The sequence below is a fragment of the Flavobacterium sp. PLA-DH12 genome (assembly GCF_059511845.1).
This window is the reverse complement of the sequence record NZ_JCAMPD010000012.1, coordinates 145,887-165,587: the sequence shown is the minus strand read 5'-3', so window position 1 is coordinate 165,587 and position 19,701 is coordinate 145,887. Positions and strand designations below refer to the sequence as shown.

The 19,701-nt window shown below is 35.2% G+C and carries 15 protein-coding genes; 2 read left to right on the top strand and 13 right to left on the bottom strand.

Annotated elements, in window-relative coordinates; genetic code table 11:
• Positions 1–5: 5 nt before the first annotated feature.
• From ruvB to AC5ZCW_RS20410, 9 genes are all read right to left on the bottom strand, one after another.
• Positions 6–1,028 (bottom strand): Holliday junction branch migration DNA helicase RuvB, encoded by a 1,023-nt coding sequence (ruvB, locus tag AC5ZCW_RS20450; protein WP_343544255.1) that lies wholly within the window; start codon positions 1,026–1,028, stop codon positions 6–8.
• 107 nt (positions 1,029–1,135) lie between these two features.
• A complete protein-coding gene (locus AC5ZCW_RS20445; RefSeq protein ID WP_111368034.1) occupies positions 1,136–2,938 on the bottom strand; it encodes a cytochrome c oxidase subunit I in 1,803 nt (600 codons plus the stop codon).
• Between the two features lie 30 nt (positions 2,939–2,968).
• On the bottom strand, positions 2,969–4,162 hold the full coding sequence (locus tag AC5ZCW_RS20440; protein ID WP_496121490.1) for a cytochrome c oxidase subunit II: 1,194 nt from the start codon (positions 4,160–4,162) through the stop codon (positions 2,969–2,971).
• 19 nt (positions 4,163–4,181) lie between these two features.
• On the bottom strand, positions 4,182–5,576 hold the full coding sequence (locus AC5ZCW_RS20435; RefSeq protein ID WP_248729363.1) for a quinol:cytochrome C oxidoreductase: 1,395 nt from the start codon (positions 5,574–5,576) through the stop codon (positions 4,182–4,184).
• Positions 5,577–5,603: 27 nt separating this feature from the next.
• Entirely contained in the window at positions 5,604–6,149 is a 546-nt protein-coding gene (locus AC5ZCW_RS20430) for a c-type cytochrome (protein ID WP_177210955.1), read from the bottom strand.
• Positions 6,150–6,157: 8 nt separating this feature from the next.
• Positions 6,158–6,682, bottom strand: coding sequence for a DUF3341 domain-containing protein (locus AC5ZCW_RS20425; RefSeq protein WP_111379238.1), 525 nt, complete (start codon positions 6,680–6,682; stop codon positions 6,158–6,160).
• The gene (gene nrfD / locus AC5ZCW_RS20420) at positions 6,675–8,078 is read right to left on the bottom strand and encodes an NrfD/PsrC family molybdoenzyme membrane anchor subunit (protein ID WP_008466839.1); all 1,404 of its coding nucleotides are present in this window, start codon (positions 8,076–8,078) and stop codon (positions 6,675–6,677) included. Before nrfD ends, AC5ZCW_RS20425 begins: the two co-directional genes overlap by 8 nt.
• Positions 8,079–8,112: 34 nt before the next feature.
• Positions 8,113–11,163, bottom strand: a complete 3,051-nt coding sequence (locus AC5ZCW_RS20415) for a TAT-variant-translocated molybdopterin oxidoreductase (protein ID WP_496121489.1) — start codon at positions 11,161–11,163, stop codon at positions 8,113–8,115.
• A gap of 32 nt (positions 11,164–11,195) precedes the next feature.
• Positions 11,196–12,530 (bottom strand): cytochrome c3 family protein, encoded by a 1,335-nt coding sequence (locus AC5ZCW_RS20410; protein WP_496121488.1) that lies wholly within the window; start codon positions 12,528–12,530, stop codon positions 11,196–11,198.
• A gap of 220 nt (positions 12,531–12,750) precedes the next feature.
• Between AC5ZCW_RS20410 and AC5ZCW_RS20405 the strand changes: the two genes are divergently transcribed.
• A complete protein-coding gene (locus tag AC5ZCW_RS20405) occupies positions 12,751–13,140 on the top strand; it encodes an SPOR domain-containing protein (protein WP_281631144.1) in 390 nt (129 codons plus the stop codon).
• Positions 13,141–13,356: 216 nt separating this feature from the next.
• Here the strand turns inward: AC5ZCW_RS20405 and AC5ZCW_RS20400 are convergent, their stop codons facing one another.
• The 4 genes from AC5ZCW_RS20400 to rimP form a co-directional block, all read right to left on the bottom strand.
• Positions 13,357–13,485, bottom strand: coding sequence for a DUF4920 domain-containing protein (locus AC5ZCW_RS20400; protein WP_496121487.1), 129 nt, complete (start codon positions 13,483–13,485; stop codon positions 13,357–13,359).
• Positions 13,486–13,937: 452 nt separating this feature from the next.
• Complete coding sequence (infB, locus tag AC5ZCW_RS20395) at positions 13,938–16,811, bottom strand: translation initiation factor IF-2 (RefSeq protein ID WP_496121486.1); 2,874 nt, start codon at positions 16,809–16,811, stop codon at positions 13,938–13,940.
• Between the two features lie 58 nt (positions 16,812–16,869).
• Positions 16,870–18,123: a transcription termination factor NusA gene (gene nusA / locus AC5ZCW_RS20390; protein WP_095927936.1), complete on the bottom strand. Its 1,254-nt coding sequence runs from the start codon at positions 18,121–18,123 to the stop codon at positions 16,870–16,872.
• A gap of 19 nt (positions 18,124–18,142) precedes the next feature.
• Positions 18,143–18,607, bottom strand: a complete 465-nt coding sequence (gene rimP, locus AC5ZCW_RS20385) for a ribosome assembly cofactor RimP (RefSeq protein ID WP_162536295.1) — start codon at positions 18,605–18,607, stop codon at positions 18,143–18,145.
• A gap of 174 nt (positions 18,608–18,781) precedes the next feature.
• On the opposite strand from rimP, the gene AC5ZCW_RS20380 reads away from it, so the two are divergent.
• Positions 18,782–19,606, top strand: a complete 825-nt coding sequence (locus AC5ZCW_RS20380) for a universal stress protein (protein WP_496121485.1) — start codon at positions 18,782–18,784, stop codon at positions 19,604–19,606.
• Positions 19,607–19,701: the final 95 nt, after the last annotated feature.

Genomic DNA, 19,701 nt, shown 5'->3' with positions numbered 1-19,701 from the left:
CAGTATTAAAACAACTCTCCTTGATTATTTATGTTTACTTTGCCAAGATGTTTATAAGCCTTATCGGTAACTTCTCTACCTCGAGGTGTTCTCATAATAAATCCTTCCTGAATCAAAAATGGTTCATATACTTCTTCTATAGTTTCACTACTTTCACTTACAGCTGTCGCCAAAGTTGAAAGTCCAACTGGACCTCCCTTAAATTTATTGATAATGGTCAGTAATATTTTATTATCCATTTCATCCAAACCATGAGCATCTACATTAAGTGCTTTTAAGGCATATTTTGAAATTTCTATATCAATTCTTCCATTACCTTTAATTTGGGCAAAATCACGAACACGTCTTAATAATGCATTTGCAATACGAGGAGTTCCACGGCTTCTGCCAGCAATTTCAATCGCTGCTTCCAGATCAATTGGTGTTTTTAATATGGAAGCACTTCTCTCAACAATTGTAGTTAAAAGTTCAGTGGTATAATATTGTAAACGCGAAGATATTCCGAAACGGGCACGCATTGGGGCGGTCAGTAATCCTGATCGTGTTGTTGCTCCGATCAAAGTAAAAGGATTTAAATTGATTTGAACTGTTCTAGCATTTGGCCCCGATTCAATCATAATATCAATCTTGAAATCTTCCATCGCTGAATACAAATACTCTTCAACAACTGGACTCAAACGATGAATCTCATCAATAAACAAAACATCTCTCTCGTCTAAGTTTGTTAGCAAACCAGCCAAATCACCCGGCTTATCTAATACTGGACCAGAAGTAATTTTAATACCTACCTCCAATTCATTTGCTAAGATATTTGCTAAAGTAGTTTTCCCTAGACCTGGAGGACCATGGAAAAGTGCATGATCAAGTGCTTCGCCACGCTGATTGGCTGCGGCAACAAAGACTTTTAAATTTTCCAAAACTTGATCTTGCCCAGCAAAATCATCAAATGACAGCGGACGCAATCTTTTCTCAAGATCTAACTCTTCTGAGTTATATCCTTTAGTAGTAGGATCTAGATTTTCATTCATCCTACAAAGATATGGAAACTAATCAGTTTGTAAAATAGCAAAACTGAACGATTAAAACTTTAACTATACAAAAAAGGCTGTCATTTCTGACAGCCTTTGATTATTTTTTAGTGGTGTAAAACTTCTTCACCTTCTTTCATTGGTACATTTTGAGGAACAAAATCTACATCGTGATTTGGGTTACTATAGTCATACGGCCAACGATATACGTGAGGAATTTCTCCTGGCCAGTTTCCGTGGATATGCTCAACTGGAGTTGTCCACTCTAAAGTTGTAGATTTCCAAGGATTTTGAACTGCTTTTTTACCGTAGAAAATACTGCTAAAGAAGTTATATAAGAATACTAACTGGAATGCACCTCCTACAAGAGCAAATGTTGTAATTAAAACATTCACATTTTGCAAATCATCAAATAATGGGAAGTTAGTATTTGTATAGTAACGTCTTGGTAAACCAGCTAATCCGATAAAGTGCATTGGGAAGAAAACCCCATAAGCACAAACCGCAGTTACCCAGAAGTGGATATAACCTAAGTTTTTATTTAACATTCTTCCGTACATTTTAGGGAACCAGTGGTAAATACCAGCAAACATTCCGTAAAGTGCAGAGATACCCATTACTAAGTGAAAGTGAGCAATTACAAAGTATGTATCGTGAACGTTAATATCTAGAGTACTATCTCCTAAAATGATCCCTGTTAAACCTCCAGTGATGAAAGTAGAAACCATTCCGATAGAGAATAACATTGCAGGGTTAAATTGTAAGTTACCTTTCCATAAAGTTGTAATCCAGTTGAATGCTTTTACAGCAGACGGAATTGCAATCAATAAAGTTGTAAAAGTAAATACAGATCCTAAGAAAGGATTCATACCTGAAATAAACATGTGGTGACCCCAAACAATTGTAGATAAAAATGCAATTGCAAGAACTGACATAATCATCGCTCTATAACCAAAAATTGGTTTACGAGCATTTGTAGCCATAATTTCTGAAACAAGACCCATCGCTGGTAAGATTACGATGTAAACCTCAGGGTGACCTAAGAACCAGAATAAGTGCTCAAACAATACTGGAGAACCTCCTTGGTAGTGTAAAACCTCTCCTGCAATATAGATATCAGATAAGAAGAATGAAGTACCAAAACTTCTATCAAAAATCAATAGTAACGCTGCAGATAATAAAACTGGAAACGAAATAACACCAATGATAGCTGTTACAAAAAATGTCCAGATTGTAAGAGGAAGTCTAGTCATAGACATTCCTTTAGTTCTTAAGTTAAGTACAGTAACAATGTAATTTAAAGATCCCATCAAAGAAGATGCGATAAAAATCGCCATAGACACTAACCATAATGTCATACCTGTTCCTGATCCTGGAATTGCTTGCGGCAATGCACTTAAAGGAGGGTAAATCGTCCATCCTGCAGATGCTGGTCCAGCCTCAACAAATAATGAACATAACATTACAACTGCAGATAAGAAAAACAACCAGTATGAAATCATATTCATAAATCCAGATGCCATATCTCGTGCTCCAATTTGAAGCGGAATCAATAAGTTACTAAACGTTCCACTTAAACCTGCCGTCAGTACAAAGAATACCATGATGGTACCGTGAATTGTAACTAAAGCCAGATAAATATCATTTGCCATTACACCATCAGGTGCAAATTTATCTCCTAATAAAACATTAAATATTTTGAAAGACTCTTCTGGCCACGCTAATTGCATTCTAAAAAGCAAGGACATTGCAATCCCAATTACTCCCATAACAATACCAGTAATCAAGTATTGTTTAGCAATCATTTTGTGATCAATACTAAAAATATATTTAGTAATGAACGTGTCTTTATGATGATGTTCGTGCTCGTGATCGTGTCCGTGATCGTGACCGTGCGCTTCTGCTGACATATATTTGTACTTTAAATTTTCTTAATAATATTATTTCATCGCAACTTTAGCTACAGCCGCTTTAACAGTATCAACAACAGTTTTAACAGTGTCAATTACTTTTGCAGCAGTATCTGCTGTAGTTGGTGCAGCTCCTTCAGCTGGTTTTTCAGCAGCTTTTGCAGCTTTAATATCCTGAGCTAAAGTAGTTTTTTCACTTAACCATTTTTTGTAATCCTCTGGTGTATCAACTACAACTTTCATCTGCATGTTATAGTGAGAAGCTCCACAGATTTTATTACATAATAATAAATAATCAAATGTATAAGGATCTAAAGCTGTACCTCCTTTTGCAACTAACTCAGCACTTTTTTCAGCTCTAAGTTTATTGATGTGCGCTACTTTCTCTACCATAAATGGTAACTCTCTGTACTCTGAAGTTGTATAAGTTGGAACGAAAGCAAATTCAGTAACCATACCAGGAACACAGTTCATTTGTGCTCTAAAGTGAGGAAAGTAAGCAGAGTGCAATACATCCTGAGAACGCATTTTAAAGTGAACTTTTTTACCTTTAGGAATATGCAATTCTGAAACTACGATATCATCTTGAGCATTTGGATCTGACATATCAACTCCTAATGTATTTACTCCTTCAATTAAACGTACGTTTGCTTTTCCTAATACATTATCTTGCCCAGCGTATCTTGCTGTCCATTTAAACTGTTGAGCATATAATTCAATTTCGATTACATCTTCATCTTTATCAACGAACATAATGTTATTCCAAGCATATAATCCATAAAGAATTAAACAAGCTAAAACAACAGATGGAATGATACTCCAGATTGCTTCTAATTTATTACTATCTGCAAAAAACAATGCTTTTTTATCTTTATTCCCTCTATTTTTAAAAGAAAACCAGTAAAGCAAACCTTGTGTAATAACTTGAACTATAAAGATTAAAACCCAAGTAATATTCATTAAATTATCTACTAAAAGTCCGTGCTCAGAAGCAGGAGTATGAAGTGCCAAATTACCCCATTTTAGTAAACCATAAATAGTAAATATATAAATGAAAGCCAAAAAGCCAAACATAATATATCCCTGAATATTATTATCATTATCAGATGCAACTTGTGAATCATCCGAAGAAGTTCCTACCTGAGTAAGATCAAATATCTTCGTCAATTGCCATAGTGCAACTGCTAATAAAACTAAAACTATAATTACCAACAAACTTGTCATCTGTTTACTTCTTTAAATATTAATAATGAAAATGTTTACTTTCTTCAATGAAAGGATTTCTTTTTGCAAGCAAAGGAGATTTAGTTAATGCAGTAAATACAACAAATATAAATAGACCTAAGAAGAAAAGAATCGATGCAATTTCAGGAACTCCAATAAACCATTTGTCTCCTACAGTACCAGGCATAATCATATTAAAGAAATCAACATAATGACCTAATAATATTACAATACCAGCCATAACAACAACCCAGTTAAGACGTTTGAAGTCAGTATTGATTAATATTAATAATGGGAAAACAAAGTTCATAACAACCGCTCCAAAGAAAGGAAGGTTATATAATTGAATTCTTGTCACAAAATAAGTTACCTCTTCTGGAATGTTAGCGTACCAAATCAACATAAATTGAGAGAACCATAAATAAGTCCAGAATACACTAATACCAAACATGAACTTAGCCAAATCATGGATATGACTTGTATTTACATACTCTAAATATCCTTTTGATTTTAAATAAATTGTTACTAATGCAATAGATGTAATACCGCTTACAAAGAAAGAAGCAAATACATACCATCCAAATAAAGTACTAAACCAGTGTGGATCAAAAGACATAATCCAATCCCAAGACATAATAGACTCAGAAACGATAAAGAATACTAAGAATCCTGCAGATGCTTTGAAGTTCTTTTTGTAGTAAAGATCGTCATTAGCTTCATCTTGTGCCAAACAGTTTTTTCTAGAAAAATGACGGTAGATATTCCATCCTAATAAAAAGATAAAAGCTCTAGCGATCCAGAAAGGAAAGTTTAAATATCCAGATTTCCCAGCAATGATGGCATCATAATTCGGGCTTTTAGGATCAGTTACGCCTTCTCCTAACCATACGAAGATGTGATTAAAATGTAATCCACATAATACTAAAAGTATAAAGAAGATTATAGAACCAGCTGGTAAATAAGCAGTTATACCTTGCATAACTCTAAACAAAACTGGAGACCAACCTGCTTGCGCAACTTGTTGAATAGCATAGAAAGCTAAAACTCCCATTGAAAGCAGTAAAAAGAAAATACAAGCTACATATACAGCAGACCAAGGCTTATTTTGCAATTGGTGCAATACGTGTTCTAAATGTTTTTCGTGCTCATTTGCACCAGAAACTTCTGCATGCTCAGCTCCTTTGTGAGAGTCATGTGCAACTTCAGCAGCCTCATGATGACCAGCCTCTTTATGAGATGCCTCCGCTTTTTCTTCATGCGCAGCGCCATGAGAACCATGTTCATCTGCCGCAAGTATTTTTTCAACTTCTTGAATATCTTTTGGTGCACTTAAAAAACCATACCCAATTCCTAATAGACCAACAGCCATTAAGATGATAGAAAAAGTTTTTAATTTACTTGAAAATGTATACATATCTATTACGATCAGTTTGTTCAACAATTATAATTGGCTTTTTAGTTTCAGAACATAGTCAGCAACTAACCAACGTTCGTGAGCACTTAATTGATTTGCATGTGAACCCATTGCATTTAAACCATAAGTCTCAACATGAAAGATACTTCCTTCAGTGATCTCTCTGTCTTTATAGCTAGGTACTCCAAGAAATTTCTCTCTTTCAACCAATTTACCTTTACCGTTACCAGCAGCACCATGGCAGCTAATACAATAAATTTCGAAAAGTTCTTTCCCTTTTCCAGAGTTTCTCTCTTCTTCTGTCAAAGGTGATTTTAAATTAGCTTTTGCTAATTCATAACCAGCAGTTGAATTTTCATATTCATAAGGTTCAAAACCTCTATTGATAGTTCCTGCAACAGGAAGCTGTCCTTCTTTTCCTCCCTTAAATATTTTTGCTTCTGAATATGGCTCGTAAGCAACAGACTCATACATATTTGGGAAATACTGATAGTTCGGTGCCGAATTATTGTGGCAAGATGAAACTAAAATAGTTATACCAACTAAAAGTGTTATTTTATATATCCTTTTCATAGCTACAATTAATTCTTTTCTATTACTTTAACTTCCACAGCTCCAGTTCCTTCAAAGAAAGAAACCAATTCAGCTTCGTTATCATTTACAGCAACCTCCATTAAAAAGTGGTCATCAGTTGTTCTTACATCTGGATTTTCAGCTTCTTTAAAAGGCCATAATCTACTTCTCATATAAAAAGTAATTACCATTAAGTGAGCTGCAAAGAACACAGTCATCTCAAACATAATTGGCACAAAAGAAGGCATATTTTGGATGAAGCTAAAACTTGGCTTACCTCCAATATCCTGTGGCCAGTCATGAATCATGATGTACCCCATCATAGTTGTTGCAACAGAAATACCAACACATCCATATAAAAAAGCACATATTGCTAATCTTGTTGGTGCTAATCCCATGGCTTTATCCAATCCGTGAACCGGGAATGGAGTAAAAACCTCTTCAATATGATGATGAGCAGCTCTAGTTTTCTTTACTGCACTCATCAAAACGTCATCGTCATTATAAATGGCGTATATAACTTTATTACTCATGATGTGAATCTTTACTGTTTGCTCTTTCTCTAATGTAATTATCTCCTGTTCCTTTCAAAATTGTTTTAACCTCTGCCTGAGCAATTACAGGGAATGTTCTAGAGTATAATAAAAACAATACGAAGAAGAAACCAATTGTTCCAATGAAAATTCCAATATCAACAAATGTTGGTGAAAACATTGTCCAAGAAGATGGAAGGTAATCTCTATGTAAAGAAGTAACAATAATTACGAATCTTTCAAACCACATACCGATGTTTACTACAATCGAAATAATGAATGAGAACATGATACTAGTTCTTAATTTTTTGAACCACATAAACTGAGGAGAGAACACGTTACATGTCATCATTGACCAATATGCCCACCAGTAAGGTCCAGTAGCTCTGTTTAAGAATGCATATTGCTCATATTCTACACCTGAATACCAAGCTACAAATAACTCAGTGATGTAAGCTACACCTACAATAGATCCAGTAATCATAATAATGATGTTCATTAACTCGATATGCTGTAATGTGATGTATGCCTCAAGGTTAGATACTTTTCTCATAACGATCAACAATGTGTTTACCATCGCGAATCCAGAGAAAACCGCTCCAGCAACGAAGTATGGAGGGAAAATTGTTGTATGCCATCCAGGAATTACAGAAGTAGCAAAGTCCATAGATACAATCGTGTGTACAGAAAGTACAAGTGGAGTAGCTAAACCAGCTAATACTAAAGATACTTCTTCAAAACGTTGCCAGTCTTTTGCTCTACCGCTCCATCCAAAACTTAAGATAGAATAAACTCTTTTGTTAAAAGGAGTAATAGCTCTATCACGAAGCATTGCAAAGTCAGGTAACAAACCAGTCCACCAGAAAACTAATGATACTGAAAGATACGTTGAAATCGCGAATACGTCCCAAAGTAAAGGTGAGTTAAAGTTTACCCATAAAGATCCAAATTGGTTTGGAATAGGTAATACCCAATATGCTAACCATGGACGTCCCATGTGAATAATTGGGAAAAGACCCGCTTGTACTACTGAGAAAATAGTCATTGCTTCAGCAGAACGGTTGATGGCCATTCTCCAACGTTGACGGAAAAGTAATAATACCGCAGAAATTAATGTTCCGGCGTGACCAATACCAACCCACCAAACGAAGTTAGTAATATCCCAAGCCCAGCCAACTGTTTTATTTAATCCCCATGTTCCGATACCGGTAGATACGGTGTAAATTATACAACCTAACCCCCAAAGGAAGGCTATTAATGCGATTGAAAATACAATCCACCATTGCTTGTTTGCAGGTCCCTCAACAGGTGCTGCTACATCTACAGTTACATCGTGATAAGATTTATCACCTATAACTAAAGGTTTTCTAATGGGTGCTTCGTAGTGAGACGACATAATCCTTTATATTGTTTCTTAATTAATAATTTTACTAAGTATTTCTAACTTTAACATGGTAAACCACATTAGGTTTTGTACCTACATGCTCTAATAAGTGGTATGATCTTTCGTCAGCCGCTAATTTAGCAACTTTACTTTCTTTATCATTTACATCACCAAATATCATCGCTCCTGAAGAACAAGCACTAGAACAAGCTGTTTGGAATTCACCATCTCTAACTGGACGGCCTTCGTTTTTAGCTTTCAATTTAGTTGCTTGTGTCATTTGGATACACATAGAACATTTCTCCATAACACCACGAGAACGTACGTTAACGTCAGGATTTAACACCATACGGCCTAAATCATCGTTCATATGATAATCGAACTCGCTGTTTTTGTTGTATAAGAACCAGTTAAAACGACGTACTTTATATGGACAGTTGTTTGCACAGTAACGAGTACCAACACATCTGTTGTAAGCCATATGGTTTTGACCTTCACGACCGTGAGAAGTTGCAGCAACAGGACAAACTGTTTCACAAGGTGCGTGGTTACAGTGTTGACACATTACAGGTTGGAATGCAACTTGTGGATTATCTCCAGCTTTTTCCATTTCATTAAATGTAGATAATGAACTAGATAAACCAGCGATTCCCTCTTTTCTTTCGTTATCACCTTCAAAAGTGCTTTCAGAAGAATAATATCTATCGATACGCAACCAGTGCATATCACGGCTTCTTCTTACCTCTGCTTTACCAACAACTGGAACGTTGTTTTCTGCGTGACAAGCAATAACACAAGCCCCACATCCAGTACAAGCATTTAAGTCAATTGAAAGATTGAAGTGGTGCCCTGTTGTACGATCGAATGATTCCCAAAGATCTACAGTAGTAGCCTCAACTTCTTGGTGATCTAAAGATACCATTGGTTTTTCATTCCAATGTTCAGCATCTTTAGTATTGAATATTTCTAAAGTAGTTTCTTTAATAATATCTCCTCTACCCATTAAAGTTTTCTGACCTTGAACACAAGCAAACTCATGAACACCACCAGCTTTAGCAATAGATACTGATTGAACATTATTGAAACCTTTATATAAAGCGTAAGCATTTAAACCTACTTGCATTTCTTCTTTTAGAGCCGCTTTACGTCCATAACCAAGAGCAAGACCGATAGTTCCAACTGCTTGACCTGGCTGAACGATAACTGGAACATTCTCCAATTTAGCTCCATCAACAGTAATTGTAGCATAACTACCGTTCAAACCTCCATTTGCAACAATTTCGTTTGATAAACCAAGTTTTTTAGCATCTGCATTAGAAACTGTAACGTAGTTATCCCATGAAACTCTTGTAATTGGATCTGGAAACTCTTGTAACCAAGGGTTGTTAGCGTGTTGTCCATCTCCTAGTCCTGTTTTAGTATATAATACTAATTCAAACTCACCAGCAGATTTAGATTTTGCAACAGCATTTGCAGCTGTAGCAGCATCAATAGCGCCTCCAGATAATGCTGTAGATCCAAGAACAGCTACACCATCATGTAATACTTTATTCCAAGAAGCACCTGCAGTATAAGCTCCAGAATTTGCTTTTAAGTAGTCATAATAAGTACCAGCAGCACCGTTTACTGACAATAAAACATCTTGAAATTGTTTTGTATTGAAAATAGGACGGATTGTAGGCTGAGTTAAGCTATATGTTCCGCTTGTAAGTTCAAGATCTCCCCATGATTCTAAGTAGTGAGGAGCTGGCGCAGCAATTGAAACAATTGATGCAGTTTCGTCTTCTTTTAATGAAAAAGCAACAGACGTTTTAACTTTTTTCAATCCAGATACAAAAGAAGCTGAATCAGCTAAAGTGTAAACAGGATTAACTCCACTCATAATTAAAGTATGAACACTGCCTGCATTCAAATCTTTAATTAACTGTGCAACTACAGCATTAGAACCTTTTCTAATTTGTCTAGCTCCAGCAGTACTAAAAGCTTCACTAGCCAATACTTGATTGATAGCCAAAACTAATAATTGAGCATTTTTATCTTCAATTCCAGATACTAAAACTCCTTTTGAACCAGCAGCTTTAAGCTGTTGTGCAGCTTTTACTACTTCAGCTTTAAAGTTTCCTTCTAAAGCTACAGGAACAGAAGCACCTACAACAATATTATAAATTTGAACTAAAGCTTGCTTTTGAGCAGCTACAGTCATTGGAACACGCTTATCAGCAGCAGCTCCAGATAATGTCATGTTTGACTCAAACTGAAAGTGACGAGACATTTTTCCGTTTTGAGGAATACGTCCTTGTGCATATCCAGTATCATATCCTCCACCTTGCCAATCTCCTAAGAAATCAGCTCCAACAGATACAATTAAAGAAGCTTTTGAAAAATCGTAATCAACTAAAGCTCTTTGACCATAAACAGATTCAAAAGCATCTAAAGCCTCAGATGATGAAACTGCATCATATACAACGTGCTTAGCGTTTGGATTTTTTGCAATAAACTCAGCAATTAATTTTTCTGTAGATGGACTTGCTAAAGTATTAGTTAATAACACTACTTGTCCGCCTTTAGCTTTTGCATCTGCTAAACTAGATTTGATTTTCAAATCAACAGCTGACCAAGAAGAATTTTGACCATCTACTTTTGGCTCTTTTAAACGAGTACTATCATACAAACCTAAGATAGAGGCATGAATTCTAGCATTTGCAGAAAACTTAGCTCCTGCAATTGTATTGTTTTCAATTTTAATTGGACGACCCTCACGAGTTTTCACCAAAAGATTAGCAAAATCAAATCCATCAAAAACTGTAGTTGCATAATAATCTGCAACACCAGGAATGATTTGTTCTGGTTGTAATACATAAGGGATAGACTTGTGAACAGGACCTTCGCAAGCAGCTAATGTTACAGCCGCTGTACTAAACCCTACGTACTTTAAAAAGTCACGACGTGAAGTTCCTGATGTAGCTAAAGCTTCTGCATTACCTAAAAACTCATCAGTAGGAATCTCTTCAACAAATTCGTTATTTCTAAGCGCCTCAACAATAGAGCTATTTTCTAGCTCTTCAACACTTTTCCAGTATTTTTTGTTTGATGACATTGTATATATATATTAAAATCTTAATAAATCGATTAATAGTGGCATTTACCACACTCTAAACCTCCCATTTGCGCTGCAGTTAATTTTTCTACACCGTATTTTTTAGAAAGTTCAGCATGAATTTTGTCATAGTAAGCGTTACCTTCCATCTTAACATCAGTTTTTCTATGGCAATCAACACACCATCCCATTGTTAATTTAGAGTACTGCTTCATAATTTCAAATTCTTGCACTGGTCCGTGACAAGTTTGACATTCAATACCTGCAACAGAAACGTGTTGAGAGTGGTTGAAGTAAACAAAGTCAGGCAAGTTGTGAATACGAACCCATTTTACAGGCTGTGTTTTTCCAGTATAAGCTTGTTTCGTCTTATCCCATCCAACAGCATCATATAATTTTTGAATCTGAGCATCGTAGAAAGCTTTGCTGTACTCTGGAGTAGCAGTTGATTCTGCAACCTCTGAAATGTTTTTATGACAGTTCATACAAACATTTAAAGAAGGAATACCAGCTGTTTTACTTACACGAGCAGCAGAGTGGCAATACTTACAATTGATTTCATTATCACCAGCGTGAATTTTGTGAGAGTAGTGAATTGGCTGAATTGGCTCATAATTTTGATCTACACCTACTTGCATTAAGTACCCATAAACAAAATAACCACTAGCTAAAAGCAAGAAAATTGCAGTTACTAAAACCAAGAATTGATTTTTAGCGAAAGCTTTCCAGATTGGAAGTCTTGCTTCTTTTGGAGCAACCTCAATACCATTTTTATTTGCAACTTTAGTTAAAACCTTGTTTACCATAAACAACATCACAACTAAAATAGCCATTACAAGAGCAAGAGCTCCTAAAATAATGTTATTTGAAATAGCACCGTCCTGAACACTTGTACCAGGAGGAGTTGCAGCACCTCCCGCAGCCGCAGCTGGTTCAGCCTTAGGCTCAGAAGTGTAAGCTATAATATTATCAATATCTCCTTCAGACAATTGAGGAAACGAAGTCATAACAGCTTTGTTATTTTCCTCAAAAAGTTTAACAGCAACAGCATCACCTGACTTAATCATGTCAGAACTGTTATGCACCCACTTGTAAATCCAAGCCATATCATGCTTAGAAGCAACTCCCCTTAAAGCAGGACCAGTTGATTTAGCATCTAATTTGTGACATGCAGCGCAATTTGCATTAAAAAGTTCCTTCCCTTTTACTGGATCACCGCCTCCTGCAGCTGGAGCAGCCGCAGCAGCCTCAGGCGCCGCCGGAGCAGCAGCATCTTGAGCAAATGAAGTTAGGGAGAAAATTAACGTTAGCGATAAGCCAAACAGCAATTTTCTTGAGATCGAATTATGGTTACCCACCTTTTTCATATAGTATAAATAATTGTCTACTAATTTTTGGTATGATTTTTTCTGTACTAAATCCAGTAAAAACCTATACCCTCTTTTAAAACTTGCACAAAAATACGACTTATGAACTATTCTCAAAACCTTAAAATAGTCTTAATTATCAATTTATATCAATTCTAAATAATATTAAAATTTCACACTCAAACTTTAAATAGTATTTTTGCATAAAAACCATCACATTATGAGAATTTTAAGCCCTTCAAAAAACCTTTTATTAACAATTACAACGATTGCTTTCGCACACAATATTAATGCTCAAGACCAAAATTTAACATTGAACCAAGACCCTAAATTTGAGCAGTTACTTAATGAGAAACGCAAAATTAACACGTCAATAAATACAAATGACACTTATAGGATTCAAATATTTAGCGGTAAAAGCGACGAGGCAAAAAAAACGTTATCTGATTTTAAAAGAGAAAATTCAAATATTGACGGAACGATTATTTTCAGCACACCTAATTACAAAGTAATTGTTGGAAATTTTAAAACCAGAATAGAAGCCGAGAGAAATTTGGCAGAAATTAAAAAAAGATACAAAAGCGTTTTCCTACTTAAGCCCGGAAAGTAAAACGTAGAAAAACAAAAAAAGCGAGATTTACTTCTCGCTTTTTTATTGCCTTTAAAATACCACATCTCCACATATCAAACAAAGATCAATCTGCTATAGATTTCAAGAATTCCAAAAACTTTACACTACAACCTCCTAACCTAATCTATAACTTTAATTCCGCCTGCCAAAAAACGATTTTCTTCTCTAGGGGTTTTAACAGCATTTATTCCTGCTTTATTTTTTAGCATCTTTTGCATAACGCTTCAACTCTTCAACAGATGTTATTTTTCGTTCTGTACCAGCCCCTAAAACCAAATTTCTAACCTTTAATGCTATAGGAACAAAAAACGAATAACTCTTCATTTAACAAAGAAAGACGCTCCGTCTGCCGCCTTTATATTTACTCAGTATCCTTTTTTAGGACAAACACCCATTACCTCTCCCCTAACAACAACTTTTTCCATTTTATTTGTAGCTTTTAAATCTTTTCTGATCTGCTACAGTAATCACACCATTAATAAAAGCACCTAAAACCTCTTCTCCGCAATAATCCTTTTTTAAGGTATTACCAGCAGGCGAAACTGCTTTTTTCTATAACTTCTTGAGCAAAAAACAAAGCAGAAAAGCAAATAAACACAATTATCCAGTAGAGTCTATTTTTCATATTACGTTAATTTTTATTCAACTTACTAAAATTCACACAAACTAAAAATACACACTTGCCTCAAAACATTCTAAAGCATCACAACTCAAATTTATAAACACAAAAAAAAGTCCCAATTCACATTGAGACTTTTAAATATATTAATTGAATCTTATTTCAATTTCTTTTTGATTGCTACTTCATGGTAAGACTCAATAACATCATTAATTTCAATATCATTAAATCCTTTTATCTGTATACCACAATCATAACCTTTAGTTACTTCTTTCACGTCGTCTTTGAAACGTTTTAAAGCGACTAGCTCACCTGTATGAACTACAACTCCATCTCTAATAACTCTAATTTTAGCAGCTCTCAAGATTTTACCATCAGTTACCATACATCCGGCGATTGATCCAACTTTAGAAATTTTGAAAATCTCACGAATTTCAGCTGTTCCTAAAACCTCTTCTTTCATTTCTGGCGCCAACATTCCTTCCATCGCATCTTTCAAGTCATCGATAGCGGCATAAATAATAGAATAGTAACGAATGTCGATTTCTTCTTTATCAGCAAGCTGTCTAGCATTTCCAGCAGGACGAACATTAAATCCAATAATGATTGCATCTGATGCAGAAGCCAAGTTAACATCGGTTTCTGTAATTGCTCCAACACCTTTATGAATGATATTGATTTGAACTTCTTCTGTTGAAAGTTTAGAGAACGAATCCGATAATGCTTCAACAGATCCATCAACGTCTCCTTTAAGAATAACATTCAATTCTTTAAACTGGCCAAGAGCGATACGACGTCCAATTTCATCAAGCGTAATATGTCTTTGAGTACGTACAGATTGTTCACGCATTAATTGAGAACGTTTAGATGCAATTTGTTTTGCTTCTTTCTCATCTTCAAAAACGTTAAACTTATCACCTGCAGTTGCTGCTCCATCCAAACCTAAAACAGACACAGGAGTTGAAGGACCAGCACTTAATACCGTATGCCCTCTTTCATCATGCATTGCTTTAACTTTACCATGATGCTTACCAGCAAGCATATAATCTCCAATTTTCAAAGTACCTTGTTGTACTAAGATAGTAGACACATATCCTTTTCCTTTATCTAAATAAGCCTCAACAACAGTTCCTTGAGCCGCTTTATTTGGATTTGCTTTTAGATCTAAAATTTCAGCTTCCAATAAAACTTTCTCCAATAATTCTTTTACTCCTGTTCCAACTTTTGCAGAAATATCATGTGACTGAATTTTTCCACCCCAATCTTCAACAAGTAAATTCATACCAGCCAAACGCTCTTTAATTTTATCAACATTCGCGTTTGGTTTATCAATTTTATTGATTGCAAATATAATTGGCACTCCCGCAGCTTGTGCATGAGAAATCGCCTCCTTTGTTTGTGGCATGATATCATCATCTGCCGCCACTACAATGATAGCTATATCGGTAACCTGAGCTCCACGTGCACGCATCGCAGTAAACGCCTCGTGACCTGGAGTATCTAAGAATGCGATTTTTTGACCATTATCTAAAGTAACTCCATACGCTCCAATGTGCTGTGTAATACCTCCTGACTCACCAGCAATTACATTTTCTTTACGGATATAATCCAGTAAAGATGTTTTACCGTGGTCAACATGACCCATTACTGTCACAATTGGCGCTCTTGTTACTAAATCTTCTTCTCTATCTTCTACAACTTCTATTGCTTCTTCAATATCAACTGTAATAAATTCAACATCGTAACCAAATTCATCTGCTACAATAGTTAATGTTTCAGCATCTAGACGCTGGTTCATGGTAACCATGATTCCAAGAGACATACAAGTTCCAATTACTTTAGTAATCGGCACATCCATCATAATTGCAATTTCACCTACAGTAACAAACTCAGTAACTTTGATTGTTTTACTTCCTTCATCAAGCGCTCTTTGCTCATCATCAGATTTCTGACGGTGCGTTTCTCTTTTATCTCTTCTATATTTTGCCGCTTTAGATTTTCCTCCTTTACCTTGAAGTTTTTCAAGAGTTTCTCTAATTTGGTTTTTTACTTCTTCTTCTGTAGGCTCAACTTTAGCTACAATTGCAGGACGGTTTCCTTTTACAAAACCTGGCCTTTGGCTTCTATTAGCATTAAAACCTCCACCATTGTTATTTTGACCCGGCTTATTTTGATTTGGAGTACCAGGCGCATTACCTGTAGCAGGCTTTGGCGCACCAGGTGTACCCGGCTTTGGACCAATTCTTTTACGCTTATTTTTATTTGCGTTGTTATTATTACCAACTCCAGGAGTCCCAGGTTTATTCTGAGCCGCTTTAGGATCTTCTTTCTTTTTCTTAGGCTTATTAAATTGAGATAAATCAATTGTCTGCCCTGTAAGAGTTGTTCCTGTAAGCTTTTGATATTGAGTAGTAATAGTTTCCTCTGAAGTTGTCGGATCAGTAGACACGATTGGCTCCTGAGCAACTTTAGATTCTGCTTTAACTTCTTTTTTCTCAGTAATAATAGGTTCTTCTTTTTTTGTTTCAGAAACAGGAGTTGAAACAACTGGTTCAGATTTCACTGTTTCATTCTGAACAGGTTTTTCTGGCTGCACAGGCGCAGCAACAACTTTTGGCTCTTCAACCTTAGCTGTTTCCTCAGAAGGAGTAATCGCAGGTTTTTTTGGATTCAAGTCAATTTTACCAACTTGTACAGGACCAGAAACAACTGCTCTTGCTTTAATTATTTCTTGCTGTTTTTGACGCTCTTCTTCTTGTCTGCGTTTGTCTTCAATTTCTTTTTCACGCTCTACACGCAATGCTTCTTTTTCCTTTCTTTTTTCTTCTCCAACCTCTTTAGAAGCCTCCTTGTTCCCCTTATCGCCCGCAAATTGGCTTTGAAGGATATTAAATTCACTGTCAGAAATTTTTGCATTTGGATTTGCATCAATAGCAATTCCCTTATCTTTCAGATAATCTACAGCTCTTTCTAACGAAATATTTAATTCCCTTAAAACCTTGTTTATTCTTATTACTCTCTCTTCAGACATATAACCTTTTTATTATTACCTTTTTCGTTGTGTTGTTAGAGCAGATGTAAGCTATTGCTTAATTATCAAACTCTTCTTTTAGTATCTTCATAACATCTAGAATAGTTTCCTCTTCTAAGTCTGTTCTTCTTACTAAATCTTCTACGTCGTGTTTCAAGATACTTTTTGCAGTATCCAAACCTATTTTTGCAAACTCTTCAATTACCCACTCTTCGATCTCATCAGAGAACTCTGTTAATTCAACATCGTCTTCATCTGCAACAGTACCGGCAACATCTCCTTCACGAATAACATCTAGCTCATAACCTGTCAATTGACCTGCTAATTTGATATTGTGACCACCTCTACCAATTGCTTTAGAAACCTCTTCTAATTTCAAGAACACTTCAGCTCTTTTGTTATCTTCATCAATTTTGATAGAAGAAACTTTTGCAGGGCTTAAAGCTCTTGTTATAAATAATTGAATATTGTTTGTATAATTGATTACATCAATATTTTCATTTCCTAATTCGCGAACAATTCCGTGAATACGAGAACCTTTCATTCCCACACAAGCTCCAACTGGATCGATTCTATCATCATAAGAATCAACAGCTACTTTTGCTTTTTCACCCGGAATACGAACTACGTTTTTCACAGTAATTAATCCGTCAAAAACTTCTGGAATTTCTTGCTCAAATAATTTTTCCAAGAACTTTTCTGAAGTTCTAGACATAATAATCTGAGGTTTATTCCCTTTTAATTCAACGCTTTCAATGATTCCACGAACATTATCTCCTTTACGGAAAAAGTCAGATGGAATTTGTTTTTCTTTTGGAAGCACAATTTCATTTCCTTCATCATCAACCAAGATAACTACTCTTGGACGCACATGATGTACTTCTGCTGTATAAATATCCCCGATAATATCTTTAAACTGTTTGTATAAATTTGTATTATCGTGTTCGTGAATTTTAGATATAAGATTCTGACGAAGCGCTAAGATAGCTCTTCTTCCTAAATCAATCAACTTTACTTCTTCAGAAACCTCTTCACCAATTTCAAAATCCGCTTCAATCTTTCTTGCTTCAGTCAATGTAATTTCCTCATTTTCAAAATCAAGATCCTCATCGGCAACAATTACTCTTCTTCTCCAAATTTCCATATCCCCTTTATCAGGATTAATAATGATATCGAAATTTTCATCTGAACCGTATTTTTTCTTTAATGCATTTCTAAATACGTCCTCTAAAATTGCCATAAGCGTTACACGATCAATAAGTTTATTATCTTTAAACTCTGAGAATGAATCGATTAATGCTAAATTTTCCATGCGAATTTTTTAATTAAAATTAAAATGTTACCGTAACAACTGCCTCTTTAATTTCTGTATAAGGTATTTGTTGCTCTTTTTGAACTGTTTCTTTTCCTTTTCCTACTTTTTTCGGTTCTCTTGCTTTCCAAGACAAAATTATAAAAACATCATTAGCTTCTACTAATTCTGCTTCAATTTTTTCTGTATTTGTGGTAACAATCAACGTTCTACCAACATTTTTTTTGTATTGTCTTATCATTTTCAAAGGAGTTCCTACTCCAACCGATGCTACTTCAAGCGAAAAATCCTGCTCTTCACGATCCAGATTATTCTCGATTGCACGACTAATGTCAATACAGTCTTGTAGCGCCACTCCATTATCTCCGTCTAAACCAACACTAATTTTAAAAGAATCCGAAACTGCCAAATCAACCAAAAAGACTGATGGTTTTTCCAGAAGAGCTTCTGTAATTAATCCGTTTACTTTTTCTTTAAATGTCATAATTTTATAAAAAGAGGGGACACTTAGTCCCCTCATTATTTAGATTTTAATAAATAACAGTGCAAATATAGTGTTTTTTTTATAAATCAAATAAATTGATTGCTCTAAAATAATTCCATATCTTTATAAGAGTATTAAAAACACAGAATTATTCCCATTTTAACCCTCAAAATCATGAAACGAATTTTAGTACCTACCGACTTCTCCGAACACGCAGAAGACGCCTTAGGAGTTGCCTCTCAAATCGCAAAAAAGAACAATTCCGAAATCATTCTTCTTCACATGCTTGAATTGCCACAGCAATCAAACGATGCGATAGTAGGCGGAGCAAGCATTCCCGAAACGATGCTTTTTATGAAGAAAGCCAACGAAACTCTCGATGAAGTTGCCTCTAGAGAATACCTAAAAGGAATCCCTGTAACCGAGATTGTAAAAATGGACAAACCAATACACGGCATTACACAAATAAGCAAAGATTACAATATTGATCTAATTATCATGGGATCTCATGGCTCTTCTGGAGTCGAAGAATTATTAATAGGTTCTAATACCGAAAAAGTAGTAAGAAATTCCGAAATACCCGTTTTAGTCATCAAGAAAAATATTCCAAATTTTAATGCTTCTAATATTGTTTTTGCCTCTGATTTCTCTGAAGAAGCAAAAAAACCATTTGAAAAACTTTTAAATTTTACCAAGCTATTTGATTCAAAATTACACTTAGTTACCATTTGCACACCCAACAGCTTCAAGCCAACTCACGTAAGCGAAAAAGCAATGAGTGATTTTGTCGCAGAATTTGACATCACTAATTACACCACTCAAATCTACAACGACACCAATATTGAAAAAGGAATTATAAATTTCTCCAATAGAATAAATGCCGATGTTATCGGAATGTGCACACATGGAAGAACTGGTTTCGCACACTTCTTCAACGGAAGCATAAGCGAAGGCTTAGTTAATCATGCCATCAAACCCGTTATAACATTAAAAATCTAACATAATTCACCTTACTTTTCAAAGCTTCTCAAACGGGAAGCTTTTTTTTATAAAAATGTAAAAAAAATGAGCTTTTCAACAAAGTTCATCTGAGC